Below are 24722 nucleotides of genomic sequence, written 5' to 3' on the forward strand. Positions count from 1 at the left end.
GCCGCGGGGGTTTCTCTTCGGCCAATGTAGCGGCTTGTATCGCGACGTCTCTGCACGTAGCTCGAAATGCCGCCTCGTGGGTGCACACCTAGCGTCGATCGCATGGACGCTGACCCTGACGCCACGATTGATCACGATGGTCCGGTGACCCCGTACCGGCAGCTCGTGGGGATTCTGCGTGCGCGGATTGCCCGGGGTGATTGGGCGCCGGGCCGGCGGATGGCGTCGGAGACGGATTTGGTGCAGCAGTACGGGTTGGCGCGGACGACGGTGCGGCGGGCGATCGCGGTGTTGCGGGATGAGGGCGATGTGATCGTGGTGCCGCAGCGGGGGACGTTTGTGGCGGGGCGGTCTGACGGTGCTGGCGGTTAGCCTGTGCGCATGCCCACCACTCCCCCGCCCGCTGACGGTGCGCGGTCTGCTGCTGTGGTGAACGCGGCCATACGGGCGTTGAGCGGGGGCCGGGTGCACTGGTCGCCGGAGGCCCTGGCGGAGCTCGCCCGGCTGCGCGAGGAGTGGCAGCGGGCGGTCGAGCAGGAGCGGGAGTTGGGACTCGCGGCGTAATCGGTAAACCCATTGACCGGTCAATGCATTGACCGGTAGTGTCTGAGTGTCGAAACCGGCACATACCGAGGGGGACCACCATGCGCTTCGACCACACCATCGAGGCCTGCGACAACGCCGAAGACCCGATCTGGTACGTCGTGATCCAGGGCGACCAGCCCGATGACTACGACGGCACCGGCGCCGACTACGGCCGCGAGGTCCTGCGCAACTGGATCGACGACGAACAGGTCGACAAAGTCACCGACGAGTACGGCAACCCGCACCTGCGGGTGCTCGTCCACTTCGAGGACGCAGAAACCCGCAGCAGCCACGACGCGGTCGCCACGATCACCTCCGACGACCTGGCTGAGCCCTCCCCGGAGATCGCCGCCGTCGAGGCCGCGCGCGACGCCAAGCTTTACGCCCGTCGCCTGGATCTCATTGCCGACGCGCGACTGGAGGAAGCGTTGACCCAGGCCCGGGCGGCTGGGCACGGCGCGAACGCGCTGGCCCGGCTCGTGGACGGCGCCGTGTCCCGCCCGGTCGCTTTGCGCATGATGCGCTGACCCCGAGACGCGCGACCGCCCCCGCCGACTCTCAGCCGGCGGGGGCGTTCGCGTCTCCGGGGGCCACTCCGTCACCGCGCGGTTGGGGCCCCGCTGTTTCGGGAACCGCTTGCGGCAGGGTCCGTTCCCACGGTCCCGGCTGATCCCGGCAGACGTGGCTCGCCCGGCTTGAGCCGACTCGTTCTCGGATGCCACGGTTTCCCTGTAGCAGACGGGCGTCGCCATCAGCAGTGTGGCACGGGCCGCTGACAGCACGATGCCCCTGCCCGTCGCAGCGCGGGCAGGGACATCAGCCGGGCGGCCCCCTGGTGCGTGAAGGCCTGCGACACGTCCTGCCCGGTCGCACGGGTGTCCGACCCGGGTCGTATGCTCGCGCGCATGGACATCCCGGCACCTGTTGTTGCAGCTCAAGCCGCCGCCGACAAGGCGTGGGCGGACCTGGAGGCGTACCGCAAGGGGGTGGATGCTGACCGGCGGAAGACCGCGGTGCCGCCGACGGAGCGGCACCGGTCCCCCGAGCTCCGGCCGTGGACCGACGAGGAGTCCGCGCGGTTCGCCGAGTTGCACGCCGCCGTGGTCCAGGCTGCCAACGCGCGACGCGACGCCATGCAGGACGCGGGGATCCCCAGCACCTGGGACACCGAGCGGGACATCCGGGCTGCGGCACGGGGCGACGCGGAGTAGGTACGCTCACGACGGAGGCCCGCCCACTTGCACTGGGCGGGCCTCGCTGCCTCTCTAGCTGTTGGCGACGTCCGCTGCGTTTGCCATGTCGGCGTCGGTCTGCGGTGTGCCGCCGCCGTTGACCAGCAAGTAGATGGCGGCCTCCTCCTGGACGGTGGCGACACGGGCGCTGGCCACGGTGAGGTGGGCGCGGTTCGCGAAGTGCCGCTGCCGGGGCAGGGTCAGCCCGCCCCAGCGAACGTAAGGGCCGTCGTCGGTGTCCTCGGTGGCAGTCACGTCCTCGGCTCGGAACCAGGACGCGGGCACGGCCAGCTCATTGCCGAACCAGGCACATGCCGCCGTGATGCGCTGCTGCCCGTCGATGCACGCGTAGGTGGGCTCGTCGCGCTCGGTCGGGTCGTAGCCGTTCGCTTCCTTCCACTCCAGGCTGGTGCGGTCGTTGAGGATGACAACGCCGGTCGGTGTACCGGTGAGCCACGAACGGATGAGCGCGATCTGCTGGTCTTCGGTCCACGCCTGTCCGCGCTGGTAGGGCGGCCTGAGTTCGATTCCCAGCACCTCGGTGAAGGTGCGGACGATCTCGCGTGCCTGACGGTCAGAAGCGTTCAGGCTCAGGTGCTCCAGCGGTGCGGTCGTCTGGCGGGTCATGTCCTCTCCTTGTGGGGCTTCTTAACGTGGTTGGCGATGCTGGCGGGGGCTCCGGCGTAGCCGCAGCCGAGCGGGCACTCTTCCCAGCCGCCGCGGTCCAGGGCAGCGTCCCGGATCGTCTCCTTGTCGCCGGGCGCAAATCCGGTGTCAGCAAGGAGTCGGGCGACGGATGCTTCGTGGTGGACGGCCATGTAGGCGGCTTCGGCGATCTTGTCGTGGCCTTGGGCGAAGAACTTTCCGAGGCCAACCTCGCGCCGACAACCGCACCAGCACGTGCCGTTGGGGATGAGGCGGGGCTTCTCTGTCGTCATGTATCCAAGGTAGCAACCCAAGAGTGTAAGTCAAGAGTTGCATCCTTGGGTTGCCCGAAGGGGCAGGCCGCGCGCCGACAAGCTACGATCGAACACATGTCCGACCCGTCCGAGCTGCCCCGTGTCCGTGTCCGCCTCCCCGGCGACACGCCCGCACGACTGCACCGGTGGCGGCAAGACAAGACCGGCAAGTGGTGGGCGGAGGTCACCCTCTACACCCCCGCCGACACCGTGCAGCAAGTCCAAGGCGAGGACTACAGCCAGGTACCGCGCGAGCCGGCCGGGCCCGCCGCCGAATACGTGATCGTCGCCCCCAAAGTCCCACCCGGCGAGAAGCCCAAGGCGGAGATGCACCGCGCCAACTGCTGGACCATCCCCCGCGCAGAGACCAGCACCCTCCGCCTCACCCCCATCGAGAACGCCGAGCAGGCCCGCGGACTCCTAGCCTTCGACGACACCACCCCATGCACCACCTGCGACCCGCAGCCCTGACGTGACGGTGCCCCGCCGGCAGGTTGGGGGGCCCGGGGCAATCCGGCGGGGCACCACGGGGGTAGGGGCAAGACTGCGCCCGGGCAGGCGGCAGGGCCATGCGCATAAATGCGTAGATCGATCAGGGGCGGCGGTACACGACAGTGCCCCCTGGGCTGGGCACGACCACCAGCAGGCCGCGGTCTCGCAGCTCCCGCAACGCCTTCCGGGCCTGCTTGTCCGCCGCCCGGTCCCCCGCCCCGACCGGCACGCCGGCGTCACGGAGCACGGCGACTGCCCGGGTGGTGTCCCACGGGCCGTCCAGGGTGGTCACGGCACGGGCCAGGACGTCGGCGTGGGTGGTCACTCGGCGGGCCCCTTTTCGGCGGGGGCTTGTTCGGCGAGTAGTCGCTGTCCTTCGCGGGTGATGCGGCGGACGGTCTCGCGGCTATAGCCGGTGGCGTCGATGACGTCCTTCTGTGCGAGTCCTTCGGCGTCGGCCTGGGCGAAGGCGAGGGCGCGCTGTCGGTCCGCTTCGGCGTAGGCGTCGTCGTGGTCCTTGCGGACCTGCTTCATGTCCTCCTTGGTCAACATGGATTGAGTATGCCTCACGCGTTAGGCCCAGTCCACTTGACACGCCTCACGCGTTAGGCCTAATCTATAAGGCATAGAGAGCGAGGCCACGCGAGAGCGGCGAGCAAGGGAGAGGGGCATGGCGGCGCGATTCTTCGGCTACTGCGAGCACAAGGGCTGCAAGGCACGCCAGCCTTTCCTCGCGCCCACCAGCGACGGCAAGCCCATGGCCCACACCGCCGACCGCATCCCGGTGAACCTGTACAACACCGCCTACTTCCGGACGCCCGCCACCGACGACCTCATGCGCAGCCGCGGCCTGTGGTGCAACGACCACGGCCCGATGCGAGTGGAACCGCTCAAGGTGACGCACAACCCCGAGAAGGCGTGCGACGGACGCTGCACCAACGCCAAGCGCGCCACCTGCGACTGCTCCTGCGGCGGCGCCAACCACGGCGCCGCGTACTGCTGACCGACCGATCAGCCCCGTATCGCCCATCGTGAAGGGATCACCCGTGACCCGCACCAACTCCGCCCCGATGATCGGCCGGCGCTGCCCCGACGGTCCCGGGGGCCGTGACTGCCCGTGCTGCGGCCAGGCACCCGGCCGCGACCGGAAGACCGCCCGCCGGGCCCGCAAGCGCGGCGAACGCCAGCAGTGGCGCCGCACCCTCAACCGCCCCGCCTGACCAGGAAGGACCACCCGACATGGCCACCACCGCCCGCCGTGACGCCCGCGGCCGCTACATCCCCACCTTCACCCTCCGCTACGACTACACCCTCCCCGGCAAGCCCGAGCGCGAGGCCAAGCGGACCGCGCTCACCGCCGCCGAGGTCGAGCGCATCGGGACGATGCTCCTGCGGCAGCCCGAGGAGCGCTTCTACAACATCGCCGTACTCGACCGCCGCGGCCACGACATCACCTTCGACTTCGCCTGCTTCCAGGGCTGATCGCCGCCCGGGTGCACGTCCCGCACGTGCACCCCAGGAGGCGACCAGACACCCAACCCGCCCGAGGAGGCACCCATGACCGAGATCGTCCGCCAGACCCCGGTACTGGACGGGGACGTGCACCTGCTGGTGTCGACCGTCAGGATCGCCCGCGGCTACTACGACACTGTGATCTTCGATGAGAGCGACAACAAGCCGTACACCGGGAAGGTGCTGCCCGCCCACGAGTCGGAGGGCGTCACCTACGGGCCCTACGTCATCGACAAGACGAACATCCGGTCCGACAGCCGCAACGAGGCATTGTTCGCCCACCGCGAGGCCCTGTACGCCGCCCGCACCGAAACCCCCGCCTGAGGAGGCGCCCCCGTGTCCACCAACTACTACGCGTTCGGCCCTGGCATCACAGACCCCGAGGGCCTGCACATCGGCCAGTCCGCGGCCGGGTGGCGGTTCCTCTTCCACGCCCACGTCGACCGCGGCATCACCACGCTCGCCGACTGGGACGCGTTCATCAGCCGCGCCGACGTCTCCATCCAGGACGAGTACGGCCGCGACATCAGCGTCGAGGAGATGCGCCAGACGATGACCGAGACCACCGGCTACCAGAGCGCCCCACTCCGCCCGCGGTTCTGGCACGACACTCCGAGCGAGTACGTCACCTCCGGCGGCCACTCGTTCTCCCGCCGCGACTTCCACTGACCAGCCTGGAGATCTGATGGAGCAGCTCACGGCCGGGGCCCTGCGTGCCGCCCTCGCTTCCGTCCCCGACCACACCCCGGTGCACGTGCCGATCCCGCTGTGCAGCATGGACGGCGGCGACGGCTACCACTGGGCACCCGCCACCGGCACCCACCACATCACAGACGACAGCGTCGAGATCCGGTACCAGGAGCCCGACGAGTGGTCCACCCAGGCCGCCGCGGAGCGGGCACTGTTCCGGCAGGACATGCGGTACGCCGCCGCGTTCCTCGCCGCAACCCGCCCCCAGATCCGGGACGCGATCGGAATGGTCCTGGAGGTACGTCTCGCCGGCATCCCCGACCTCGACCTCGACAGCATCCGCGACGACCTGGCGGTAGGCCTTGCCGGCGCCGCAGCCCGCCACCTCGGCACCCCCTGACTCCGCCCCGATCGACCACCACGAAGGAGACCCCGTGACCGCCGCCCCGAGCGCCACCCGCATGACCGCCAACAGCATCGCCCGCGACCGGGAGCGCCTGACCCGGGAAGCAAAAACGATCGCCGAGGATGCCGCCCGCATCGCCGAGGACATCGAGCGGGGCATCGCCATCGGCGCCCACACCCGGCTCGCGCAGGACGTACAGCAGTTCCTCATCCGCGCCATCCGCTACGACGCCACCCGCGACACCGCCGAGCTGTTCACCAGCGAACTCGCCGCCACCCAGGAGACCCCGTGACCGCCCTGTCCGACGCCGCCCGGGCCGTTGAGGAAGCCGCCGAAGCGGTCCTCTGGGACAGCAACCGCGCCAGCATCGCCCACCTCATCGCCGCCGTCCGCCACCACGACGCGGAGACCGTGCGGGACCTGTCCCGTGACGGCTACAGCGCCCAGGAAGCCGCCAAGCGCATCGACCCGAAGGAGACCCGATGACCCGCCCGATGTACGACCGCATGTACGCGGCCCTGACCGCCGCCCAGAAGGAGCGCCCGAAGCGGCAGGCCATGATCGGCGACGAGCCCGAGTGGGTGCGCTACGAGCGTGACGCCATGTGGGCCGAGGTCAACGCCGCCCGCGCCGAGGCCGGACTTGGCCCCGCGCTCCTCACCGACATCCTCCGCGTCGAGCAGCAGGCGGTCGGCCACTCCGACTACACCACCAAGTACGCCCTGTACTGCGCCGAACTCGCCGAGGGGGTGTCGCGGTGACCAACGCACCCGCCACCGGCACCTGCCCGGTCTGCCACCGGGACGGGCTCCGCATCCGCAAGAACGGCACGATCTGGAACCACGGCAACGGCATCACCGCCCGGAGCCACCCCCGCTACGGGCAGAACTGCCGCGGCGCCGGACAGAAACCCGAGGAGACCCCGTGACCGCCCGCCGAGATGTCACCGCCGAAGTCCTGGCCCGGCTCCACGAGGAGGCCCTGGCCGAGGACGCCGCCCGCAGCGCCCCTTACTGCACGGGTGACCGGTGCGAGGACTGCACACCCGAGGATGAGTGCTGCGAGGCCACCTGCGGCTGTTGTCCCCGCGTCAACGAGCAGGACTGGTGCTGGCTCCGCCCAGGATCGGAGGACGACTCCCGGTACTGCTCGCAGCACGGCGAAGGATGGCTCCTGCCTCGCTCACCAGAGGCGGAGTTGCGGTACCAGATCCTCCGCAACGCCTGACCGCCGCCCCGTCCCGCCGAACCCCGGCAGGCGGGGCGGCCGTGCGTTCGGGTGCGGGACCACCTACGGAGAATTTGGCATATGCCACAGCTTTGGTAGGTGGTTGATCCCTCCGCCCCGCCGGTAGCCTCGAAACACCAAGGAATGTTGGAGGCACCATGACCGAGCCGTGGACCATCGAAAGCATCCGCGACGCCCTCGGCAACCCGATCGTCGTGAGCCGCTTCCTCGCCGAGATCAACCGGGCGCCGGCCCACGAACTCCTCACCGTGTTCGCGAAGTGGCAGCGCATCGCCGAAGACGTCTCCGCCGCCGCCGCCCGCGCCCGCGACCTCGCCCCCTACGCGGCCAGCGGCCAGCCCCTCCCCGGCCAGTGGATCGACCGCACCGACCAGGTGCGCGCCGACGCCGAGCGGGCCCGGGCCCGCGGCGCCGCCTAATCCCCCACAATCACCTCACGCACAGCAGCCACTCCGCTACGCTAAACGGGCTACCCCCAGGCGACACAGGGTGACACCTCCGCACCCCCGAACTGCCGAGGAACCCCGTGACCTACCGCCTCCACTACGACCTCGCCGCCACCGCCGTCCACGACGCGATGCCCCCCGAGGCCAGCGAACAACCCACCCTCGTCCTCGCCGACGTATGCGACGACCCGTTCGGGCACAGCATCCCCTACGGCGAAGACGACCAGATCATCCGCATGGTCATCACCGACCACGTCCTCGCCGTCATCATGATCGGCGACACCCTGAAGCGGATCACCGTCCTGCAAATCAGCTACCTCGGCTGATCAGAACGCCTTCGGGTCGAAGACGTGAGCGCATCGCCCGCACCACTTCGACCGCTGCCAGATGGTCCGCTTGTGCTCCGCGGCAGTGACCTGCCGGTTCATCACGAACCCCCAGCCGGCCCCCGCCAAGATCACCAGAAGCCCGAGAACCCAGCCGCCGGCCACCATCAACAGCACCCCGACGATCGCAACACCGACCGCGTACAGGTAGTTGATCGTGGCCCCATCGGGCTGCCTCAGCTTCGGGTAGTTTTCCGACGACGGCGGCAGACCGCCCCAGTAGCCCGCCAGCGACAACACCTGGTCCTCGCGCTTGCACAACGGGCACACCCCGTCCACCCCGACCCCCTTCGCCCGGAAAGTCAACAGCCTGCCCGAACCAGCGGGCAGGCTGCGAGACGAAAACCGGACAGATCAGGTCAGCCGCCCCGGGTCAGTTCGTCCCACCACAGCGGGGCGTGCGTGGTGTGCCGTCGCCGGCGCCCGCACGGCTTGCAGTGAGACGGTGCATGCCGCTGCGGGACGAACGCGTGCAGGGCCTTCCGCCAGTCGCCCTCAGCCTGGACGTGCCGCCCGCGGTGGCCACTGCACAGGCCGCAGATCCAGTAACCGTCCGCCCCGTCCCAGCTTGGCGGGCCCGCCCGGAACCAGTGGTCGGCGATCAGCTCCTCCGCCCACGGAGAACGGCGGCGGATCACGGGGGCGGGGGCCGTCACGACGCCTCCTCGGCGGGCTCGGCGAAGATGCAGAACGGGTCACCGCATTCGCAGGCATCGGGCTCGGGCGCTGGCGTGGCCAGTACCTCGTCGAGGAGACGGTCCGCGCGGGAGGCGTCGGGGTTGGGGGCGGTCACGACGCCTCCCGTTCGATGCGGTCGAGTTCACAGCGGGGGCAGACCGGCTGCCCGTCATGCATGGGTACGACCTCGCTGGGAGTGCGCCCGTGCCAGTGGAATCCGCACGTCTCGCACCCATAGCAGGCGCTGTGGCCCGTGGTTGCCAGGTCGCTTTCTGGCGACGCCATGGCCCGCAGCAAGTCAGCAAGGCGCAAGGCATCCTGCGCGGTGAGGTGGATGAGCCCGTAGCCACCCCGGCGGTCCGTGTACGACAGGCCGATGCACTCGGCGCGAACGTGGTCTGAGAAGGTGCCGCATGAGTCGCGGCCGTCTATGGCGATGGGCGTGGTCTGGCCGGGTTCGGAGTAGCGGCGAACACCCAAGATGTCCAGCGGGCGTTCCTCGCGGCGGAGGTCGGCAATGCGCCGGAGGGCAGCGTGGGCTCGATCACGGTCGGCGTAGAGGTCGTCGAGTTGGGCATCGGTGATAACGCCCGCAGTCGGCCGGGAATCATTCTCCATGGTCATTTTCTCCTGGTTTGCGTGGGTTCATTGTCTCGCGAACTGGCCCTATTGGCCAGGGCGTTGACGTTCTCCGCGGGGCTGATTCCGCAGGTCACGCAGCCTGCGCCCGGTTCGGGTGGCAGTCCGGGCACTCGTACACGAACGGCAGCCCGCTGGCGTCCAGGCCGTCCCGCATCCGGTCGGTCTCGTTACACTCCGGGTTCCCGCACCACGGCGGCTTCGGCGGCGTGGAGTACGTCCAGGGCTCGTCGTACACCGAGTCATCCTGGGGGTTCCTGTACGGCCTGTGGGCCTCACGGGCAGCCAACTGGGCGCCGACCGCCCGCCAGCCCGCCACACGGTCATCCGTGCCCTCAAGGGCGGCACCTGCGGCCATGCGGCGGGCCGCCCGGGACGACGCCTCACCCCACGTCGTGGCGGCCCCGGCCGGCTGCCCGCCGAAGAACTGCTCCGCCGTCAGGGCATCAAGCTCAGCAGCAGACGGCACGGGGCCCCGGACACCACCACGAGCAGTGGCAGGAACCGCGGACTCCGGGGCGGGCATCTGCTCCGGGTCCAGCCGCAGCGCGTACACCGTCGGCGCGTGCCGCACCCCCTGCCCCGCAATGTCGAGGATCACCGCCAACCCGTCCATCGACCAGCCGGCCTCCAACCAGACCACGAGTCGGTCCTCGATGAGCTGCCGCTGCTTCCTCGTCGGGGGCTTCCCCTGGTAGTCGAGGGACGCAGCGATGTGGATGGCCAAAGATCGAAGATCGCTGCCACCGCCACCGCCATCAGTGGGCTCAGGGGCTGGCTGCGGATCAGGCTCGACAGGCTCAGCTGGGGAGGAGGTGGGACTATCTGGAACTTCATCGGAACTACAGGAACTCTTGTGGCTCACTGTGGGCCATGCCTGGGCTCCCTCTGAGCTATGGCTTGGCTCAGTGTGAGCCATGGGCTTAGCTCTCTCTGAGCCAAGCTCCCGCGCCGACTCCGGCAGGGCCAACTCGTACTTGGTCCGCGCGTGCTCCCTACGAGCCCGCGAGATCTCCGGCCGATCACGCACCAGCCAGCCCTCGACCTCCAGCACCCCGAGGTGCCGCTTCACGGTGGCCGTGCTCATCCCAGTCGCCTCGGCGATCGTGCTGATCGACGGCTGGAACCGCTCCGGAATCACACCCGAGCTGATGTCCGCCCACGTCGCGATCGTCAGCGCGACATGCCGCGCCGGGGCGGGCAGCCCGCTGCGACGTATGGCGCGCTCGAACGCGAGCCGGCCCCCTGGCAGGGGCGACATGGCTTTGTGTACGCTCAAGGACACGGAGCGCCTCTCTCGGAAGACTGGCGGTTCTGTGGATCAGCGGGGTGCAACCCGCAGGTCATCGGCCGGGCGGGTGCAACCGTCCGGCCTTTGTCGTGTCTGACTACTCGTCGCCTCCCTGATCCGGCTTGACCTGAAGGTCGGTTCGCCGCCCTTGCCGCTTCGTCCGGTTGGCGAAGTACGGCTCCAGCACCTTCCAGTCGAACAGCCGCATGCGGCCGACCCTGATGGCCTGATCCATGGGGATCGGCCAGTCGGGGTCTTCCTCGGCGAGTTGACGGCAGCGCTGATGGGACAGCTTGGGTAGCCCCGCGGCTTCGAGGCGCTTGGGCATCTGCCCAAAGGTGATCAAGTCCGGACCTCCCTGTGTTTGCTCGTCATCCCCCTCGGGGCTGTGCATATCCATCCTCTCAACTTCCTTGTAATTAAGCAAGGAAGTTCGCTATGGTCTTCACGGGCCAGCAAAACGGCCCCGGACCGACTGCAAGCCGACCGGGGCCAGACCTGCCTGCACTTACGCGAGGCGTCGAGTCCGCAACGAAGCGTATCGACGAGACGCCGACACACCGCACACCCCGTCACGCTCACCAAGGAGCGCCACATGCTGCCCGTAGGCACGGAAGTCACTATCTGCTCCGTCGATCACTTGCCCAAGCCCCATCGACACCGGCACCTGATCGGGCGGGCCGCCACCGTCGGCGATCACGACAACGGCATGAACATCCTCACCGGCACCGGCTGGGTCCTCCGCGGGTACTACGCCTTCCCCGACCACGCCCTCACCGTCACCGGTCAGGGGTCCAAGCCGGCCATGCCCCGCAGGTACCGAGTCCGCGGCTACTACGCCCCTAATTCCTAGGAGACCCGCATGTCCCTGTTCCGCCGCAGTCCCCAGCCCGAGCCCATCAAGCCGATCGACCTCAGTAACCCCATCGACTGGGACGCCGCCAGGCGTGTTGCCGACGCCGTCAACCGCGGAGATCTCGACGAGGCCGACCGCATTTGCGAGGCCACCGGTTACCCCCGCGAGACCGCCTTCGCGGCCTTCCGGTTCATCGACTGACTCGTCAGCAAGGTCCCGCAGGCGCCTTCCGATCGTCGCCCATCAGCGGGAGAATGAACCATCTGATAACGGGAGATACCGTGATCAAAACCACCTACAGAGGTCGCGAACTTAAGATCCTCAAGTCGGCGACGCTTGGCTGCGTCAAGACGTTCATCGGCGGCAAGGTCATCAGCCACGCCGACCCCGTCAACGAGGTCATTGCCCTCGACGCGCTCCGCCTGATCATCGACCGCATCGACGTCAATGGGGTCGGCAACAACCCCACCTACGCCCTGCCGTACTGGTACGCCCCGGGGACGTTCGACACGAACCACGCCGGGCACGCCATCGCCCCCGGGGGTGCCTGTGTCTGCAACACATGCCTGTCCTGCCCCGAGAAGAACGTGCCGCGCGCCGTCGTCGGGTCCTGCCAGCACTGCCACCTCACCGAGCACCTGCACGGTCGCCAGTACACCGACCTCGCCGGCTGGCACCAGTGGACCGCCCCTACCCCCGAGCAGACCAAGGGCCGCATGCTCGCCCGGAGGGCCGCCGCATGACTACGCCAGCATCTGAGGAAAGAGTGACCATGACGACTACCCCGACAACCGAGGAGAGCGGCAATGGATGACCTGGTGTCCCGGCGCGGGACGACCGCGGAGGAGGTGCTGTTCGTCCTCAACGAACTCCGCACCGTACCCCTTGACGCGATCCGGTTCGCCGTTATCACCGGCGCGTACACCCCGCACCAGTCGGAACAGCAGGACTGGCCGTTCATCCCGGGGGAGATCCTGCCGGTCATCCATGACCCGGACGGATCACGGGAGTTCCTCGGCCGTGGGCGTCCCGACCCGGCGGGTTGGAAGGACTCCGGTTTCTGCGCACACCATGTGGAAGACCTCGCCGCGGCACTGACCGTTGCCGAGTTGGTGCGGTCCGACCGGCCCCGCGGGTATTACGTGTGGACGGTCGACGGCTTGTCGTATGCCTCCGACCAGGACGCCGCGCACTGGGCGTGGGCTGGCGACCCTGATGGGTGGGTGCGCGTTGACGATTACACAGGGCGTGCGCCCTTCGCGGGCGCCGGGGGAGAATCATGACCGCCCCCGTCCTTCTCCCGCCTCCGTCTCCGGCCTTGACGCTGCACATGGCGGCGGACCGGCTGCGGCGTGCGGCGGAGGCTGCGCGCGACCGGCAGGCCGAAGGCGGCCGCACCGATGCGCACTGGGCCTATGACCTGGACGGCTACCTGGGCGGCCCGGTGGGCGTGTTCTGCGGGCTGCTGTCCCCGGAGTTGGCGGTCGACTTGGCGGACTGGTTCAACGAGATCGCCATGGTCGCCGTTCGGCAGGAATGCGCTGGCGGTACACAGGACGCCGTCGTCGACGGGCACCCGCTCCGGGTCGCCCAGCGCATCCTCGGGGAGGCGGCGTGACCTACCAGCCAGCTGGCTACGGCACTGACCGGTGGGTGCGATTGATCGCCCTCGTCCGCGAGCACCTGACCCCGGCGGAGATCTCTGACCTGGTCGGCACCCGGAGTGAGCCGTGGGAGCGTGACTGGTACGCCGCCTACGCGCACAGCAACCCGAAGCTCATCTCCGGGCCGGTGCTGCGCGAAGCCATCGACGCCTACCTCGACCCCGGGCCTGACCCCCGCGGGATCTCTGCCTACAGCCAAGACCTGGCCCGAGCCCACAGCAGTCTCCGCGACGCCACCGATTGCATCTAGCCGACGCACACACAAAACCGCCCCCTCGCAGGAGCGAGGGGGCGACGGCAGGGCGCTATCTGACGCCCTCGCCTCACGCGTTGACGAGCACTCCATCGAGGTACTCCTGCACCGGCTCGAACAGCCCGTAGGGCACGTGGGCCGGGATTTCGTCGTGCCGCACCCATGCGACCTCGGCGATTTCGTCCTCGTCGAGGACGGCCAGTTCCCCGCCCTCGACGGTGCAGGCGGTGTACACCATGGCCCGGCCGGTCTTCGGGTGGACGCGGTCACCGAGCACCTTCTCGGCGACGACGGTCAGGCCGACCTCTTCGGCGACCTCGCGGACCGCGGCCTGCTCCGGGGTCTCGCCCTCCTCGACCGCGCCGCCGGGGAACGCCCACAGCAGCTCGCCCTCCTTCTGGCGGCGGCGGATCATCAGGACCGCCCCGTTGTGGGCGATGATCGCCATGGAGACGACGGGCTGTGCGGTGGTGGTCATGCTGCCTCCAGGGCGGTCAGGATCGGCGGGTAAATCGTGTCGGTCGGGATGAAGCGGGACAGCGCAGCGAGCGGCACCCAGGCGACGTCGAGGTTCTCGACCGCATCCCGGTTCGTCGCGTCGCCGGCCAGGTAGTCGCAGAGGTAGTAGTCGGCCATCACGCCCGTGGTCGGGTGCAAGCGGCTCCCGAGCTGGCGGAGTACCGCGGCATGCACCCCGGTCTCCCCCAAGGTCTCCGAGACCGCCACCGCCTCCGACGAGGCGCCGGGCTTGACGACGCCGGCCGGGAACTGCCAGCGCAGCGAGTCCTCCCCGCGGCGGCACACCAGCAGCACCTCAGCGCCCCGCACCACGATGGCGATGGCCACCCGTAGCGCCTGGACTTCCGGGGCCACGGTGGGACGGGACAGGAGCGTGAATCGTCGCTGCACCGCGTCACCCGCCCTCTCGTATGCCGTGTCCAGTGCCGCCTGCATCTCCGCGCGAGGGACGATTCCCTCGTCTGCGTGCCAGCCGGCGACTGTGCGTGTGGCCACCCCGAGTCTTGCCGCGAACGCCTCGTTCGTGTCCCGCAGGGCCTCTTGCAACGCGCACGCCGACCGTCCAGTCCACGTGCTTACGACGTCCATCTTGGGCCCCCTCGGTGCCGCTAGGCGGGGTGTTGCACTGCTACTGCACTACGACCGCGCGTGGTGCACTGGCGCCGCACTGCGGGTGCAGTTGACGCTCATCGTGCGGTGGGCGCGGTCGGCGTTGACTCGATGGCATGTCGAACTCATCGGGATGCCCGGGAGATCTGCTCGGCTCGGGAGCCGGTGACCCCGAGCAGTTCGCCGACTTCTTTCCAGGTGTGCTGCGGGTGGAGCTCTTGGGCGACTTCCGCCTTGACCTGCTTGACGTCGGCCACGACGCGGCTTTCGAGATCCTTGGCCGCCTCGTACCGCTTGACGGGATCTGCGATGCGTCTCAGCGCAGTGATCAGGGCGTCTACGGCGTCGTCGAGGGCGGTCATGGAATGAGAGTAGGGGCCTTTCCAGGACTCTACAAGCGCACGCTTGACGAAGAGTCAGACGGCCTCTACTGTCAGTCTCAGCACTCGCTTCAAGCGCTGCTTGAAGCCCGCGGCTGCTCACTCTCACCGGACCCAGTCCGCGAGCAGCACAACAAAAAACGGGCCGGACACCGCGACTCTCACCTCGCGGGCCGGCCCTCACCAACCAGGTTCTAACGAGGAGACCCTGATGGCTTCCGCCAACTCTACCGGCGTGCGCTCGCGCGCCGACCGCCCGGGCCGTATCGGCCCGTCGTACCCCCTGTCCTCGGCCGACGAGGCCGCGCAGGTCGCCGCGAGGGGCGGTGTGCGGCGGCTGACCGCCCGCACCGGGGGCTGGTTCCCCGCCGCCTCCAACCCGGGCGACTCCGACCCGGACATGGACGAGGCGTACCGCCGGGCCCTCCGCCGTTCGACGAGCGCGGTCGCGGCCGTCGAGTACGACAAGCGGCGGGCCATCGAGGACCAGGTCGAGCTGGCGTACATCGAGCGGGCCGACGAGTACCGCACCGAGGTCCGCGACTACCTGGGCAGTGCCGCGTGAGCGCCGCGACGTGGCCCGAGGGTGTCATCGGCCGGTACGTGACGGTCGGCGGAGGGTTCGTCGACCTGATCGAGCAGGACAGGAGCGTCCTGGCCAAATGCTTCGCCTGCCCCCGCTCGGAGTGGACCTCCTACGACGACCCGACACTCGTCGACCTCCCCAACCGCGAACGGTCAACCGAGCGGGCCGGTGAGTGGGCACAGGACCACGCCGCCACCTGCCGGGCTGTGCCCAAGCCGGGTGGTGCGCGGTGACCGCCGCGATGTGGCCGGCGGGTGTGGTCGCCCGGTACCCGACCGCGGGCGGCGCCACCGTCGACCTGTCGATGTACCTGGTCGTGGAGCTGTCGGACGACCCGATCGGGGTGATCGCGGCCTGTACGGGCTGTGCGGCGCGGTGTGTGGGCCACTACTACCGGTCGCTGGTCGTGGAGGGCGCCCCGTGTGGCACCGAGTCCCGTGAGCCGGCGGTGGTGTTGGCGGAGGTCCGTGACTGGGCCCAGGACCACGCGGCGACCTGCGAGACGGACCCGGTGCCGGGGGGTGTGCGGTGAGTACCCCGGTGGGTGTGATCGCCCAGTACGTGACGGCCAGCGGGGCCACCGTGGATGTTGTCCCGGGCACGGATCGTGTCACCGCGGTCTGCCGGGCGTGCCCGTGGTCGCGGTCGTCCTTGGACGACGTGTCCGGTCGGGGTGTCGTGGACCGGCGGGGTGCCACCCACACCGCCCGCTACCACGCCCAGCGGCACGCCAGGACGTGCCGGGTCGTGCCGGGGCCGGTCCGGTGAGCGCCGACGACGGGTGGCTGTCGGATGCGGCGCACGAGGTGCTGCAGGAGCAGACGCAGCAGCACCTGGCGTCCGCGACCGACGCGGGCGAGAAGGCCGAGGCCGCGCACGAGCTGGCCGAGCAGATCCGGAACGGGTCGTGACCGGCACGCACGACGGGGCGACGAACCCTCCCCCGACCCCCGAACCCCCGACCTACCCCACCCCGACGCCGGTCCGCGAAGAGAGCGACTAGACCGCCGGGCCTGTACGGCGACACCCCCTACCGGCAGGCCCGGCACCCAACCCACACATCGTCCGCATTCATCTGAGGAGTCTCATGCCGAAGTACACGTTCACCATCACCGGTCACGGCCCGTCCAACGGCGGCAAGAGGGAGGAGCTGGTCGGCTCCGGAACCGTCACCGCCCCGACGCGCGAAGCCGCCGAGGCGGCCGTCCGGGCCGACCACGAGGCCCGCGGCCACACCATCGACCGGCTCAACATCTACGGCTAGCCCGGCACCGTGCGCGTGCCGCTCGACGAGGTCTGACCCGCTGGAGGTAGCCCACACCGCCTGGTCCTTGCGCCCGGGCGGTGTGGAAATCACTCAGCACCCCACCCCACCACCACGTCTGCCTTTGGAGTACCCGTGAACCCGCTCGACTTCGTTTCCCCCGCTGCCCGGGCCCGCCGCAACGCCCACAAGGAAGCCGCCCAGTTCGCCCTGAAGGTGAAGCCCGGCCACACCTACTACAGCATCGTCGAAAACCACGCCCGGCACCCCGGCGCCCCCGCGCGGCTCCTCATGGAGTGGCGGTTCAGCCGGCCGGGCCGGTGGATCGGGCAGGAGGCCCGGTGCGGGCACCTGACCGCCGCGGGGGCGTGGCTGGGCTACGGTCCGCTGCACGAGGACCGGCCCGCGGGTCTGCTGACGTTCGCGGAGGCAGGTCGGCGTGCCGGTGTGGGCGCCCCCGAGTTTCAGCTCATGCTCGACCTCGTCCCGGCGGGGGTGTGACATGGGCTGGTCCTATGGCGGCCCGACCCGGTCCGCGTTGCAGTTCGAGAACCTGGCCCGGCAGGTGGCGCACGTGCTGCCGTCAGGGTTGTGGCGCACGGCCCGGGTGCTGTTCGACCGGGTGAAGCGTGCGGACGGCCCGTTCGAGATCGCACCCTGGGATGCGCACCGGATCGGTGTCGCGCTTCTGGCGGCCGCCACCCACCCGAAGATGCCCGCGGACTGGGGCCGGTTCGCCCGCGACGTGGCCGCCGCGGCGGACGCGGCAGCCGGCGCCGGTACGCCGTGGCGGTGGTCGTGATGACCGTCGACATGGCCGTGTTCGAGGAGCTGGTCGGCGCCGAGCTGGGTGCGGGCCTCGCGGACGAGGTCGAGGGCTGGTTGCACGACCCGGCCCGTACCGCGCACCGCCTGGTGTCCGTGCCGACCGCGGCCCTGGTGGCGGAGGCCCTCGGTACCCAGTCGGCCGCCCCGGCGACGGGCTCGGTGCTGCCGGGCGGGCTGTGGCGGGTCGTCCCGGACCGTCTGCTGGCCCTGCACCCCGGGCGACGGGCGGAGCGCGCGGACCGGCTCCGGGTCACCGTCCCCGCCCACCTGGAGCTGACCGCCCGCGTGCTGGAGGAGTGGGGCTGGGCCCAGCCCGGGCGGCACAACCGCACGATCAGCGGGGCACGGTGCCCCCGCGGCGCCCAGTACGCCCTGTACCGCCTCGGGTACGGCACCGAGCACACCCTCTACGAAGGGGCGCGCCGGATTCAGGGCACTCTCGCCCGACGCGGGATTACCGCCCCGTACTGGCAGTGGAACGACTGGGCCACCACCACCCCGGGCCAGGTCATCGCCGTGGTCCGGGAAGCCGCGGGGGTGACGTGATGCGCGTGCTGCTCACCCGCACGGCTCCGCGGTGGCGGCAGGTTCCGGTGACCGTGCTGCTGCTGGTTGCACAGACCGCCCTCGGCCTGCTGGTCCTGGCCCTCCGCACCAGCCGGGCTGTCCTGACCCTCGCCGTCGCCACGACGGGGGCGGTTGAGCAGCAGCTCGCCGTTCGCACCGGGCGCCGGCCCCTGTCTCAGACCGGCATCGCCGCCCTGGCTGCGGCGTTCACCGACGAATTCCTCGCCGCGTACCACCAGACCCGCTGACCAGGAAGGACCGTCATGGACTTCACCGACGACGAGCGCGGCGAGATCGCCGCCGAACACGATCAGGTAGCCGCGAGCTTGTGGCCGCAAGTTCGCGACGCGGAAAGGAGGGGGCAGGTCGACCTGGCCTGCCGCCTTCGGCAGATGGCTTGCGACGCCATGGATGTTGCGCAGGCCGCCCGCACCTCCGCCGCGGCCCTAAGCCGCGTGTACTGACCGCACGCCACCACCCCCCGATCGCACGAAAGGATGCCCACCCCATGAGCACCTGGAGCGAGGAGCGCCGGCGCGACCAGGCTGCCGCCGACGACCGGCGCCGCAAGAACGAAGAGTTCGAGGACAAGCGGCGCCGTGAACAGCGCAAACTCGACCGTGAGGAAGCGCGCACCGAGCGGGCCCGCAAGCGCCTCGACCGGCAGCGCCGCCGCCAAGCACGCGCCAGCCGCCGGGAGAAGAGCCTCACCCCGGGCAACATCTACGGCAAGGGCACGCTGCTGCTGGTCACCGCATCCGCGATGGCGTCCCTGCCCGCGCAGGTCGTGCACTTCGTCGAGATCTCCTCGATGCTGCTGCCTGTTCCGTTCGCCCTCGAAGGGGCCGCATGGGTGATGGCCGCCGGCGTCGCCTATGCCGACTCCAAGGGCCTGTCCGCGTGGGTGCGGTGGCTGCTGCGCGGTCTCACGCTGGCCGCCGCCGGGTACGCGGCCTCGATCAACTACGGGTACGGCACCACCCTGGGCGGGTTGACGGACTCCCAGCAGCACACCGCCGGTCTCGGGCTGGCCGCGGTCACCCTCGGCGGGCCGGTGCTCTTCGAGATCCGCCAGTGGGTGCTCACCCTCTCCGCCGACCCCCGAGCGCGGAAGCAGCGGGCGGAGGAAAAGGCGCGGAAGCGGCACGAGAAGAAGCGGCGTCGCGACCACAAGAACATCGTTCGCACAGCCGATCGGCTCATCAGCGCCGCACCGTTCGGCACGCTCGGTAACGAAGAGGCTTTCCGTACTGCGTGGGAGATCAGCACCGGAATCCGGCAGCCGGGCATGACCCCGACGCTGTACCTCCAGGCGGTCCGAGCCCGGCAGGCGTTGGCCGCGTCACTCGCCCAGGCGACCCCCAGCGTTCCGGAGACGAAGGAGCTGGCGCCGGAAGCGGTGGCCGTCGAACTGTTCCTCGCGGAGGCGTTCGGGCCGGGCGACGGTGACGGCGGAACACCCGTGACAACCCTTCCGGACAGCCCGCAGGGGGGCCCGCAGGGACCGGTTGGCGTCGAAAGCCCGGAGGGTCCCACGGAGGGCTCACGGGGCCGATTTTCCCTAGGGCGGAAAGGGAAGCGCGGTTCTGGGCGGAGCGCCCCGAAGACCCCCGAGAGGCCCCTGATTCCCGCCGACCTGGAGAAGGTTCGCGCCCTCGCCTCCGCCCTTGGCGGTGCGCACAACTTGACCCACAGCAACGTGAAGAAGGCCGTCGGCGGAGGCGCCAACGACTACCTCGTGCGACTCCGGAAGGCCGTCCAGGCGGAGGGCGGGACAGCGAAGTGAACCCCCAGATCTTGACCCAGGAAACGCTGCGGGCCGCCCTGCGGAACCGCCGACAGCAGGGAGACGCGAAGTGAGCACCACATGGGAAACGACCGAACTGGCGAAGCGCACCCCGGCGGTCGCGGTGACGGAGCGCAACACCGACACTCCGCCGGTGCCCGCGCAGAGCCCGTACACCGACCCCGGCTACACCCCCGTCAAACCCCAGCCGGCACGCCCGTCCGCCGCCATGGTCGTCGCCAAAGCGGCCGGGCGGAGCCTCGGCACCAGCACCCGCTGGGTCGTCACCGGCGTCGCCCGCAGCGGACGCCAGTGGGTCGAGCTCTACCACGACAACTACCCCCACGAGATCCGCCTCGCAAAGAACGAGCGGAAAGCGGCCGAGGGCACCGCGGAGGCCGACGCCGCCAAGGCCAAGGTGAAGGAGTACCGCCGCGAGCACCGCAAGCACCGCATCCAGCACCTGGGCTACACCAGCGTCGGCGCCCTCGCCACCGGCGGCACCCTCGCCATTGGCGGGGCGGCTGTCGGTGGCTGGCTCGACCTGCTCCTCGCCGGGTTCGGTGTCGGCGCCGCGGCGTGGCACGGGCAGCGCGGACTAGCCGCCATCGAGGCCGCACCCGGGCATCCGGCGATCGGCGGCCCACTGGAGGGGGAGGTCGTCACCGGTGGGCAGTCGCTGCTCGACGCGCTGGCCGCCATCAAGGTCCCCGACGGATCCCGCGTCGTCGCCCACCAGCCCGGCCCCGACGGCACGTCCGTGACCATCGTCGACCTCCCGCCGAACTTCACCGTCACCTCGATCCGCAACAAGGTCGAGGAGCTGGCCGGGGCGCTCGGTCGCGACGTCACCATGGTCGACATCCAGAAGGCCCGGCACGCCAACCAGGCCGCGGTCTGGGTGTCAGCGGCCGACCCGTTCGAGGCGACCCGCCCGTCGCCGCTCATGGAGCAGCGCACCCCGCTGGACACCTGGGCCAATGGGGCGCCCGTCGCCTGGGGGAAGCGTGGCAACGTGGTCCGCCTGCCCATCCGTGACAGTCACGTCCTGATCGGCGGCACCACCCGCTCCGGGAAGGGCGTCGGCATGGCCAACTTCATCACCGCCGCCGCCATGGACCCCCGGGTCAACCTGCGGATCGTCCCCGGCAAGGTCAACGGCGAGTTTGACGCCTACGCCAAGGCCGGTGTCGCCGCGACGTACTTCAAGCCGAACCCGGCCCGGCTGTTGGCGCTGACCGAGGTGCTGCTGGAGGAGATGGACCGGCGGAACGCCATCCTCGGCCGGCTCGGGAAGTCGAAGATGACCCCCGAGACCATCATGGAGCTCGGCGGCATAGAGCTCGTCGTCATCGACGAGCTCGCCACCTACACCGCACAGGGCTCCCACCCGGACCGCGAGCAGCTCGCCGAGAACCTCATGAAGCTCGCCGCGGTCGCCACGGGTGCGGGCATCCTCCTCGTCCTGGCCACCCAGTTGCCGCAGGTCGATGTGGTGCCGAGCCGTCTCGCCATGAACTGCCTGACGAAATGGGCGATGCGTGTCGACACCGCACAGCAGTCCAACACCATCCTCGGTGGGGGGTCCGCTGGGGCTGGTGGCCCGGACGCCTCCCGGTTCGACCCGCCTCGCCCGGGCCTGGGCTGGCTCGTCAACCCGTTCGTCGGCATCACCGATCTGGCCCGCAGCTTCGACTTGGACCAGGACGTGCGCGGTGAGATCACCACGCTGATGGAGCGGGCCGCCGGGTGGCGGGAGGCTGCGGGTCGGCTGGTCGGGCAGTGGGACGACCCGGTCGAGCGGGCCCTGGCGGAGCGCACGGGCCTGTCGTCTGCGGCCGGCGGCCCCAACCGCGACGGGGTGCCGGGACGGATGCTGCACCTGCTGGACCCGCAGGCCGTCGCCGCTTACGAGGCACTGGCGGATGCGGTTGAGGTGATGAAGCGCCTCGGACGGGACGCGCAGGTCGAGGAGATGGCTTCGGAGTTGGAGATGCCCACGGAGCGTCTCGGTGAGCTGCTGCGGAGGGCGGGCGCCGGCTCCACGGTGAAGATCAACCACCCGGAGCGGGGCCGTGTCAACGGCTACCGGAAGGCCGACCTCATCCGCCTCCTCGACCGGGCCGCAGTCGCCTGAATCGGCCTGGATCAGGGGTGGACGGCTCGACAAACCCGCAGGTCAGCGACCCGGACAGGGGGGCGGACGGCTAGCGGGGGAGGTTGGACGCGTCCACCCCTCGTCCGACCCCAGACCGCCGGGCATAACAGGCATATCCGGCAGCTGCCCGCCTCATAAATCGTAATGAACCTCACATAACGACTTCGGGGTCGGATCGACCCCGGACCACCCCAACCAAGATCGAAAGGACCGACCATGCCCTACAAGATCGGTGACCGCGTCACCATCACCAACCCCCACCCCGAGAACACCAAGTACCGCGGCAAGACCGGCACCATCAGCCGGATCGGCCTCGACGGCATGTACGAACTCCGGGGTGTCGACGGGCGCCTCCGCGAAGCCATCCTCGGCGTCATCGCCTGCACCGCCGACGAACTGACGGGAGCCTGACCGTGCACACCGGAACCCCCGCCGAACTCCGCGAACGCGAGCAGCGCGCCCGGCAGATCGCCCAGCAGGTCGCCACGCTCCTCAACCAGATCCGGGACCTCGGCGGCCACCCCGCCATGGGCAACCTGATCATCCCCGGCGTCGACATCCGGTGCAGCGGCGGAACGTGGAGCGTGCGCTGATGGCCCGCGACTGTACCCAGTGCGTGGAGCACGCACGCCTGCACTCCGGCAACTGGCTCGGCATCGGACGGGTCAACGACCCGTGCCCGCCCTGCGAGGACCACGCCCGCAACGGATGCCCCGGCATCAACCGCAAGCCCAGCCGCTGAACCACCAACCCCAGCCCAGAGCGAAAGGACCGTCATGCCCACACCCGACCAGTTCGCCGAGTACGCCGCCGAGAACGAAGCACTCGCCGCCTTCCGCCGCGCACAGGCCGACCTCTACGCCCACACCGCCCGCGAAGCCCGCTCCGGGATCACCGGAGAAACCCCCGAGTACCACCGCCTCAACGACGCCGTCATCGCTGTCGGGAAGAAGCTGCCCAAGCGATTCCGGCACCTCGCGAAAGACGTGTGACCGCCATGGCCGGCTACATCGACCGCCTCCAGCAGACCCGCGATCACAGCGGCCTGCGGAACATCTGCACGGCCTGCGGTCACGGCGGCACCGCCCGGGACCCGCTCGTCAAGAACCTCGACGGGCACCGAATCCACAGGTCGCACACCACCGACCCCCGCTCCGGTTTCTACGGCCAGCAGCAGGGGGGCTGACCGTGGCCTTCGTCCCCGCGTGCCTGTGCGACCACGCCACCCGCTACCACACGCACACCAGCTGATCTCTAGTACCAGGCCCGCGGCGGATCAACCGCCGCGGGCTTTCACCTGACAAACCACACCCAACCCGGAAGGATCACCCCATGAGCACCGCTGCACGATTCGCCGCCGTCGGGTTTCCGCTCACCGCCTCCCACGAGTTCGCCGACCACTGGGTGCAGGTCGACTCCCAGGCTGTCGCCAAGGGCCAGCCGGGCCGCGAAGGCGCCGTCGCCTGCGCCAAGCACGTCGCCACATACACCGCCACCCAGGCGCTCGCTCTGTACGCCGGGCAGCGCACCCTCGGGCTCCGGCTCAAGCCGGGCCGCGCCGCTGCTGCCCTCGCGATCTCCGCGGTCACCCACTACCTGGCGGACCGGCAGGGCGGCCACTGGCAGGACGATCCGCCGCGCGGCGTCGTCCGGTGGGCCGCAGTCACGGGGCACCGCGGGTGGCTCCAACGAGACCCGGGCGCCGGGTACCTGATGGACCAGGCCTGGCACAAGGCATGGCTCGCCATCGCCGCGGCCGTCGCAACAGCAGGAGGAACCGCATGACCATCACCACCGCCATCGCCACTCGCCAGGGCACTGGCGCCAACCTTGCGGACGCCGCAGTCGTCTTCGCCTCCGAGCGCGGGGACGTCGGCGCTGGCCTCGTCGACATCGCCGGTCACGACCCGCGCGCACCGTTCACCGCTCGTCTCCTCGCCGAGACTGCTGCCCGGATCGCGCCCCAGCGCGGCACCCTGGCTGCACTCCTGACGGCCGGCTTGCTCGTCGCCGATGCCGGGGCCCAGGACGAGCCCGAGCCGGACGGGGTGGGGGTTGCCGCGTGGGCGCGCTTGGACGGGCTCACGCGCATCGCCTGGATCGGCGACTCGCACGCCTACGCCTGGGACGGGGCGGCCCTGACCCGGCTCACGACCCCGCACACGTGGGGTGAGCAGCTCCGTACCCGGTTCGATGTGGACGTGGAGACGTCCAAGCTCGCCGACCACATCCTCACGACCTCCCTCTCGAACGCCACCCCCGCCACCGTCTTGCACATCGACACGCGGGCCCCGCTCGTCATCCTCGCCACGGATGGTCTCGACGACGTCTACCCCGAGGAGTTGGCCTCGATGGTCGCGAACCACGGGTCTGACCCGCAGGCCCTCGCCGATGTTCTGGTGGCCGCGCCCGGTGAGGATGAGACCGGGTACCGGGACGATGTGACGGTGGTTGTGGTCCAGCACCACGACTGACCCCGGGTACGACACGGAGCCCCCGCCACCTTCCGGTGGCGGGGGCTCTATGTTTCCCCGCATGTGCGGGGAGCAGGTTGTCGGAGCCTTGTAATCAGGCTCACCCCCGCAGGGGCGGGGAACAACCGGTGGGGCGGGCGGAGGAGTCCACTGGTTCATCCCCGCATGTGCGGGGAGCGCGGCAAATCCGTGGATGGGCCCGCTTCACATCCAA

56 protein-coding genes and 1 pseudogene are annotated in these 24722 nt (G+C 70.1%); 43 read left to right on the forward strand and 14 right to left on the reverse strand.

From position 1 onward, the window contains the following. The first annotated feature begins 102 nt into the window (after nucleotides 1–102). The 4 genes from ACH4SE_RS29035 to ACH4SE_RS29050 all read left to right on the forward strand — a co-directional run bounded on the left by ACH4SE_RS29035 (nucleotide 103) and on the right by ACH4SE_RS29050 (nucleotide 1796). A complete protein-coding gene (locus ACH4SE_RS29035) occupies nucleotides 103–372 on the forward strand; it encodes a GntR family transcriptional regulator (protein ID WP_398546466.1) in 270 nt (89 codons plus the stop codon). Between the two features lie 9 nt (nucleotides 373–381). Beyond that, nucleotides 382–564 (forward strand): hypothetical protein, encoded by a 183-nt coding sequence (locus tag ACH4SE_RS29040; protein ID WP_398546467.1) that lies wholly within the window; start codon nucleotides 382–384, stop codon nucleotides 562–564. Between the two features lie 80 nt (nucleotides 565–644). Next, on the forward strand, nucleotides 645–1112 hold the full coding sequence (locus ACH4SE_RS29045) for a hypothetical protein (RefSeq protein WP_398546468.1): 468 nt from the start codon (nucleotides 645–647) through the stop codon (nucleotides 1110–1112). A gap of 378 nt (nucleotides 1113–1490) precedes the next feature. Further along, the gene (locus ACH4SE_RS29050; protein WP_398546469.1) at nucleotides 1491–1796 is read left to right on the forward strand and encodes a hypothetical protein; all 306 of its coding nucleotides are present in this window, start codon (nucleotides 1491–1493) and stop codon (nucleotides 1794–1796) included. A gap of 54 nt (nucleotides 1797–1850) precedes the next feature. On the opposite strand, the gene ACH4SE_RS29055 is transcribed toward ACH4SE_RS29050, so the two are convergent. Continuing rightward, nucleotides 1851–2444 carry a DUF262 domain-containing protein gene (locus tag ACH4SE_RS29055; RefSeq protein ID WP_398546470.1) on the reverse strand — a complete coding sequence of 198 codons (594 nt, stop codon included), beginning with the start codon at nucleotides 2442–2444 and terminating at the stop codon, nucleotides 1851–1853. Continuing rightward, a complete protein-coding gene (locus tag ACH4SE_RS29060) occupies nucleotides 2441–2755 on the reverse strand; it encodes a hypothetical protein (RefSeq protein ID WP_398546471.1) in 315 nt (104 codons plus the stop codon). Before ACH4SE_RS29060 ends, ACH4SE_RS29055 begins: the two co-directional genes overlap by 4 nt. Nucleotides 2756–2851: 96 nt before the next feature. Between ACH4SE_RS29060 and ACH4SE_RS29065 the strand changes: the two genes are divergently transcribed. Further along, nucleotides 2852–3247, forward strand: coding sequence for a hypothetical protein (locus tag ACH4SE_RS29065; RefSeq protein ID WP_398546472.1), 396 nt, complete (start codon nucleotides 2852–2854; stop codon nucleotides 3245–3247). A 121-nt stretch (nucleotides 3248–3368) separates the two neighbouring features. On the opposite strand, the gene ACH4SE_RS29070 is transcribed toward ACH4SE_RS29065, so the two are convergent. Beyond that, the gene (locus tag ACH4SE_RS29070) at nucleotides 3369–3593 is read right to left on the reverse strand and encodes a hypothetical protein (protein ID WP_398546473.1); all 225 of its coding nucleotides are present in this window, start codon (nucleotides 3591–3593) and stop codon (nucleotides 3369–3371) included. Continuing rightward, entirely contained in the window at nucleotides 3590–3820 is a 231-nt protein-coding gene (locus tag ACH4SE_RS29075; protein ID WP_398546474.1) for a hypothetical protein, read from the reverse strand. Before ACH4SE_RS29075 ends, ACH4SE_RS29070 begins: the two co-directional genes overlap by 4 nt. Before the next feature lie 118 nt (nucleotides 3821–3938). On the opposite strand from ACH4SE_RS29075, the gene ACH4SE_RS29080 reads away from it, so the two are divergent. The 13 genes from ACH4SE_RS29080 to ACH4SE_RS29140 all read left to right on the forward strand — a co-directional run bounded on the left by ACH4SE_RS29080 (nucleotide 3939) and on the right by ACH4SE_RS29140 (nucleotide 7896). Continuing rightward, nucleotides 3939–4271, forward strand: a complete 333-nt coding sequence (locus ACH4SE_RS29080; RefSeq protein ID WP_398546475.1) for a hypothetical protein — start codon at nucleotides 3939–3941, stop codon at nucleotides 4269–4271. A 43-nt stretch (nucleotides 4272–4314) separates the two neighbouring features. After that, nucleotides 4315–4488, forward strand: a complete 174-nt coding sequence (locus ACH4SE_RS29085; RefSeq protein ID WP_398546476.1) for a hypothetical protein — start codon at nucleotides 4315–4317, stop codon at nucleotides 4486–4488. Between the two features lie 19 nt (nucleotides 4489–4507). Beyond that, nucleotides 4508–4750: a hypothetical protein gene (locus ACH4SE_RS29090; protein ID WP_398546477.1), complete on the forward strand. Its 243-nt coding sequence runs from the start codon at nucleotides 4508–4510 to the stop codon at nucleotides 4748–4750. 75 nt (nucleotides 4751–4825) lie between these two features. Then, entirely contained in the window at nucleotides 4826–5104 is a 279-nt protein-coding gene (locus tag ACH4SE_RS29095; protein ID WP_398546478.1) for a hypothetical protein, read from the forward strand. A gap of 12 nt (nucleotides 5105–5116) precedes the next feature. Beyond that, nucleotides 5117–5449 (forward strand): hypothetical protein, encoded by a 333-nt coding sequence (locus ACH4SE_RS29100; RefSeq protein ID WP_398546479.1) that lies wholly within the window; start codon nucleotides 5117–5119, stop codon nucleotides 5447–5449. A gap of 16 nt (nucleotides 5450–5465) precedes the next feature. Next, entirely contained in the window at nucleotides 5466–5870 is a 405-nt protein-coding gene (locus ACH4SE_RS29105) for a hypothetical protein (protein WP_398546480.1), read from the forward strand. Between the two features lie 34 nt (nucleotides 5871–5904). Beyond that, nucleotides 5905–6168: a hypothetical protein gene (locus ACH4SE_RS29110; protein ID WP_398546481.1), complete on the forward strand. Its 264-nt coding sequence runs from the start codon at nucleotides 5905–5907 to the stop codon at nucleotides 6166–6168. Further along, nucleotides 6165–6362: a hypothetical protein gene (locus tag ACH4SE_RS29115; protein WP_398546482.1), complete on the forward strand. Its 198-nt coding sequence runs from the start codon at nucleotides 6165–6167 to the stop codon at nucleotides 6360–6362. Before ACH4SE_RS29110 ends, ACH4SE_RS29115 begins: the two co-directional genes overlap by 4 nt. Then, nucleotides 6359–6637 (forward strand): hypothetical protein, encoded by a 279-nt coding sequence (locus ACH4SE_RS29120; RefSeq protein WP_398546483.1) that lies wholly within the window; start codon nucleotides 6359–6361, stop codon nucleotides 6635–6637. Before ACH4SE_RS29115 ends, ACH4SE_RS29120 begins: the two co-directional genes overlap by 4 nt. Continuing rightward, nucleotides 6634–6804 (forward strand): hypothetical protein, encoded by a 171-nt coding sequence (locus ACH4SE_RS29125; RefSeq protein ID WP_398546484.1) that lies wholly within the window; start codon nucleotides 6634–6636, stop codon nucleotides 6802–6804. Before ACH4SE_RS29120 ends, ACH4SE_RS29125 begins: the two co-directional genes overlap by 4 nt. Continuing rightward, a complete protein-coding gene (locus tag ACH4SE_RS29130; RefSeq protein ID WP_398546485.1) occupies nucleotides 6801–7103 on the forward strand; it encodes a hypothetical protein in 303 nt (100 codons plus the stop codon). Before ACH4SE_RS29125 ends, ACH4SE_RS29130 begins: the two co-directional genes overlap by 4 nt. 158 nt (nucleotides 7104–7261) lie before the next feature. Next, entirely contained in the window at nucleotides 7262–7543 is a 282-nt protein-coding gene (locus ACH4SE_RS29135) for a hypothetical protein (protein WP_398546486.1), read from the forward strand. 107 nt (nucleotides 7544–7650) lie between these two features. Next, nucleotides 7651–7896, forward strand: coding sequence for a hypothetical protein (locus ACH4SE_RS29140; protein WP_398546487.1), 246 nt, complete (start codon nucleotides 7651–7653; stop codon nucleotides 7894–7896). On the opposite strand, the gene ACH4SE_RS29145 is transcribed toward ACH4SE_RS29140, so the two are convergent. From ACH4SE_RS29145 to ACH4SE_RS29175, 7 genes and pseudogenes are all read right to left on the reverse strand, one after another. Next, nucleotides 7897–8235 (reverse strand): hypothetical protein, encoded by a 339-nt coding sequence (locus ACH4SE_RS29145; protein ID WP_398546488.1) that lies wholly within the window; start codon nucleotides 8233–8235, stop codon nucleotides 7897–7899. It lies immediately after the preceding gene. 80 nt (nucleotides 8236–8315) lie between these two features. Further along, nucleotides 8316–8612, reverse strand: coding sequence for a hypothetical protein (locus ACH4SE_RS29150; RefSeq protein WP_398546489.1), 297 nt, complete (start codon nucleotides 8610–8612; stop codon nucleotides 8316–8318). Then, nucleotides 8609–8749, reverse strand: coding sequence for a hypothetical protein (locus tag ACH4SE_RS29155; RefSeq protein ID WP_398546490.1), 141 nt, complete (start codon nucleotides 8747–8749; stop codon nucleotides 8609–8611). Before ACH4SE_RS29155 ends, ACH4SE_RS29150 begins: the two co-directional genes overlap by 4 nt. Further along, complete coding sequence (locus tag ACH4SE_RS29160; protein ID WP_398546491.1) at nucleotides 8746–9252, reverse strand: hypothetical protein; 507 nt, start codon at nucleotides 9250–9252, stop codon at nucleotides 8746–8748. Before ACH4SE_RS29160 ends, ACH4SE_RS29155 begins: the two co-directional genes overlap by 4 nt. A 94-nt stretch (nucleotides 9253–9346) precedes the next feature. After that, nucleotides 9347–10000, reverse strand: coding sequence for a hypothetical protein (locus ACH4SE_RS29165; RefSeq protein WP_398546677.1), 654 nt, complete (start codon nucleotides 9998–10000; stop codon nucleotides 9347–9349). A gap of 306 nt (nucleotides 10001–10306) precedes the next feature. Then, nucleotides 10307–10534: pseudogene (locus ACH4SE_RS29170) on the reverse strand (helix-turn-helix domain-containing protein); the annotation flags it as partial. Between the two features lie 127 nt (nucleotides 10535–10661). After that, nucleotides 10662–10964, reverse strand: coding sequence for a hypothetical protein (locus ACH4SE_RS29175; RefSeq protein WP_398546492.1), 303 nt, complete (start codon nucleotides 10962–10964; stop codon nucleotides 10662–10664). A gap of 240 nt (nucleotides 10965–11204) precedes the next feature. On the opposite strand from ACH4SE_RS29175, the gene ACH4SE_RS29180 reads away from it, so the two are divergent. From ACH4SE_RS29180 to ACH4SE_RS29205, 6 genes are all read left to right on the forward strand, one after another. Next, on the forward strand, nucleotides 11205–11417 hold the full coding sequence (locus ACH4SE_RS29180; protein ID WP_398546493.1) for a hypothetical protein: 213 nt from the start codon (nucleotides 11205–11207) through the stop codon (nucleotides 11415–11417). A 9-nt stretch (nucleotides 11418–11426) separates the two neighbouring features. After that, nucleotides 11427–11621 (forward strand): hypothetical protein, encoded by a 195-nt coding sequence (locus ACH4SE_RS29185; protein WP_398546494.1) that lies wholly within the window; start codon nucleotides 11427–11429, stop codon nucleotides 11619–11621. Between the two features lie 80 nt (nucleotides 11622–11701). After that, nucleotides 11702–12163 carry a hypothetical protein gene (locus ACH4SE_RS29190; RefSeq protein WP_398546495.1) on the forward strand — a complete coding sequence of 154 codons (462 nt, stop codon included), beginning with the start codon at nucleotides 11702–11704 and terminating at the stop codon, nucleotides 12161–12163. Nucleotides 12164–12226: 63 nt separating this feature from the next. Beyond that, the gene (locus tag ACH4SE_RS29195; protein ID WP_398546496.1) at nucleotides 12227–12703 is read left to right on the forward strand and encodes a hypothetical protein; all 477 of its coding nucleotides are present in this window, start codon (nucleotides 12227–12229) and stop codon (nucleotides 12701–12703) included. Nucleotides 12704–12738: 35 nt separating this feature from the next. Beyond that, the gene (locus tag ACH4SE_RS29200) at nucleotides 12739–13038 is read left to right on the forward strand and encodes a hypothetical protein (RefSeq protein WP_398546497.1); all 300 of its coding nucleotides are present in this window, start codon (nucleotides 12739–12741) and stop codon (nucleotides 13036–13038) included. Continuing rightward, complete coding sequence (locus ACH4SE_RS29205) at nucleotides 13035–13334, forward strand: hypothetical protein (protein WP_398546498.1); 300 nt, start codon at nucleotides 13035–13037, stop codon at nucleotides 13332–13334. Before ACH4SE_RS29200 ends, ACH4SE_RS29205 begins: the two co-directional genes overlap by 4 nt. 73 nt (nucleotides 13335–13407) lie before the next feature. Here ACH4SE_RS29205 and ACH4SE_RS29210 read toward each other — a convergent pair whose 3' ends face one another. From ACH4SE_RS29210 to ACH4SE_RS29220, 3 genes are all read right to left on the reverse strand, one after another. Continuing rightward, entirely contained in the window at nucleotides 13408–13815 is a 408-nt protein-coding gene (locus ACH4SE_RS29210; protein WP_398546499.1) for an NUDIX hydrolase, read from the reverse strand. Next, on the reverse strand, nucleotides 13812–14444 hold the full coding sequence (locus ACH4SE_RS29215; protein WP_398546500.1) for an NUDIX hydrolase: 633 nt from the start codon (nucleotides 14442–14444) through the stop codon (nucleotides 13812–13814). Before ACH4SE_RS29215 ends, ACH4SE_RS29210 begins: the two co-directional genes overlap by 4 nt. Nucleotides 14445–14590: 146 nt before the next feature. Then, nucleotides 14591–14827 carry a hypothetical protein gene (locus ACH4SE_RS29220; RefSeq protein ID WP_398546501.1) on the reverse strand — a complete coding sequence of 79 codons (237 nt, stop codon included), beginning with the start codon at nucleotides 14825–14827 and terminating at the stop codon, nucleotides 14591–14593. A 229-nt stretch (nucleotides 14828–15056) separates the two neighbouring features. Between ACH4SE_RS29220 and ACH4SE_RS29225 the strand changes: the two genes are divergently transcribed. The 19 genes from ACH4SE_RS29225 (at nucleotide 15057) to ACH4SE_RS29315 (ending at nucleotide 24508) form a co-directional block, all read left to right on the forward strand. Then, nucleotides 15057–15410, forward strand: a complete 354-nt coding sequence (locus ACH4SE_RS29225; protein ID WP_398546502.1) for a hypothetical protein — start codon at nucleotides 15057–15059, stop codon at nucleotides 15408–15410. After that, entirely contained in the window at nucleotides 15407–15664 is a 258-nt protein-coding gene (locus ACH4SE_RS29230; protein ID WP_398546503.1) for a hypothetical protein, read from the forward strand. Before ACH4SE_RS29225 ends, ACH4SE_RS29230 begins: the two co-directional genes overlap by 4 nt. Beyond that, the gene (locus tag ACH4SE_RS29235; RefSeq protein ID WP_398546504.1) at nucleotides 15661–15963 is read left to right on the forward strand and encodes a hypothetical protein; all 303 of its coding nucleotides are present in this window, start codon (nucleotides 15661–15663) and stop codon (nucleotides 15961–15963) included. The genes ACH4SE_RS29230 and ACH4SE_RS29235 overlap by 4 nt, the downstream gene beginning before the upstream one ends. Nucleotides 15964–16195: 232 nt before the next feature. After that, on the forward strand, nucleotides 16196–16342 hold the full coding sequence (locus ACH4SE_RS29240) for a hypothetical protein (RefSeq protein WP_398546505.1): 147 nt from the start codon (nucleotides 16196–16198) through the stop codon (nucleotides 16340–16342). Nucleotides 16343–16518: 176 nt separating this feature from the next. Beyond that, a complete protein-coding gene (locus tag ACH4SE_RS29245) occupies nucleotides 16519–16695 on the forward strand; it encodes a hypothetical protein (RefSeq protein ID WP_398546506.1) in 177 nt (58 codons plus the stop codon). 135 nt (nucleotides 16696–16830) lie between these two features. Further along, nucleotides 16831–17196 carry a hypothetical protein gene (locus ACH4SE_RS29250; protein ID WP_398546507.1) on the forward strand — a complete coding sequence of 122 codons (366 nt, stop codon included), beginning with the start codon at nucleotides 16831–16833 and terminating at the stop codon, nucleotides 17194–17196. 1 nt (nucleotide 17197) lies between these two features. Then, complete coding sequence (locus ACH4SE_RS29255) at nucleotides 17198–17497, forward strand: hypothetical protein (RefSeq protein WP_398546508.1); 300 nt, start codon at nucleotides 17198–17200, stop codon at nucleotides 17495–17497. Further along, nucleotides 17488–18069, forward strand: coding sequence for a hypothetical protein (locus ACH4SE_RS29260; RefSeq protein WP_398546509.1), 582 nt, complete (start codon nucleotides 17488–17490; stop codon nucleotides 18067–18069). Before ACH4SE_RS29255 ends, ACH4SE_RS29260 begins: the two co-directional genes overlap by 10 nt. Then, nucleotides 18069–18338: a hypothetical protein gene (locus ACH4SE_RS29265; protein ID WP_398546510.1), complete on the forward strand. Its 270-nt coding sequence runs from the start codon at nucleotides 18069–18071 to the stop codon at nucleotides 18336–18338. The genes ACH4SE_RS29260 and ACH4SE_RS29265 overlap by 1 nt, the downstream gene beginning before the upstream one ends. A gap of 15 nt (nucleotides 18339–18353) precedes the next feature. Then, a complete protein-coding gene (locus tag ACH4SE_RS29270; protein WP_398546511.1) occupies nucleotides 18354–18554 on the forward strand; it encodes a hypothetical protein in 201 nt (66 codons plus the stop codon). Between the two features lie 44 nt (nucleotides 18555–18598). Beyond that, on the forward strand, nucleotides 18599–19876 hold the full coding sequence (locus tag ACH4SE_RS29275) for a hypothetical protein (protein WP_398546512.1): 1278 nt from the start codon (nucleotides 18599–18601) through the stop codon (nucleotides 19874–19876). A gap of 70 nt (nucleotides 19877–19946) precedes the next feature. Continuing rightward, complete coding sequence (locus tag ACH4SE_RS29280; RefSeq protein WP_398546513.1) at nucleotides 19947–22013, forward strand: FtsK/SpoIIIE domain-containing protein; 2067 nt, start codon at nucleotides 19947–19949, stop codon at nucleotides 22011–22013. Nucleotides 22014–22250: 237 nt separating this feature from the next. Then, nucleotides 22251–22445, forward strand: a complete 195-nt coding sequence (locus ACH4SE_RS29285; protein ID WP_398546514.1) for a hypothetical protein — start codon at nucleotides 22251–22253, stop codon at nucleotides 22443–22445. 2 nt (nucleotides 22446–22447) lie between these two features. Next, complete coding sequence (locus tag ACH4SE_RS29290; RefSeq protein ID WP_398546515.1) at nucleotides 22448–22627, forward strand: hypothetical protein; 180 nt, start codon at nucleotides 22448–22450, stop codon at nucleotides 22625–22627. After that, the gene (locus ACH4SE_RS29295) at nucleotides 22627–22776 is read left to right on the forward strand and encodes a pRL2-8 (RefSeq protein WP_398546516.1); all 150 of its coding nucleotides are present in this window, start codon (nucleotides 22627–22629) and stop codon (nucleotides 22774–22776) included. The genes ACH4SE_RS29290 and ACH4SE_RS29295 overlap by 1 nt, the downstream gene beginning before the upstream one ends. Nucleotides 22777–22810: 34 nt before the next feature. Then, nucleotides 22811–23026 (forward strand): hypothetical protein, encoded by a 216-nt coding sequence (locus tag ACH4SE_RS29300; protein WP_398546517.1) that lies wholly within the window; start codon nucleotides 22811–22813, stop codon nucleotides 23024–23026. Continuing rightward, on the forward strand, nucleotides 23023–23220 hold the full coding sequence (locus tag ACH4SE_RS29305) for a hypothetical protein (RefSeq protein ID WP_398546518.1): 198 nt from the start codon (nucleotides 23023–23025) through the stop codon (nucleotides 23218–23220). Before ACH4SE_RS29300 ends, ACH4SE_RS29305 begins: the two co-directional genes overlap by 4 nt. Nucleotides 23221–23366: 146 nt before the next feature. Next, the gene (locus ACH4SE_RS29310) at nucleotides 23367–23819 is read left to right on the forward strand and encodes a hypothetical protein (RefSeq protein ID WP_398546519.1); all 453 of its coding nucleotides are present in this window, start codon (nucleotides 23367–23369) and stop codon (nucleotides 23817–23819) included. After that, nucleotides 23816–24508, forward strand: coding sequence for a hypothetical protein (locus ACH4SE_RS29315; RefSeq protein WP_398546520.1), 693 nt, complete (start codon nucleotides 23816–23818; stop codon nucleotides 24506–24508). Before ACH4SE_RS29310 ends, ACH4SE_RS29315 begins: the two co-directional genes overlap by 4 nt. The last annotated feature ends 214 nt before the right edge of the window (nucleotides 24509–24722 follow it).

It is taken from the genome of Streptomyces sp. NPDC020983, from assembly GCF_044333485.1.
Classification (GTDB): domain Bacteria; phylum Actinomycetota; class Actinomycetes; order Streptomycetales; family Streptomycetaceae; genus Actinacidiphila.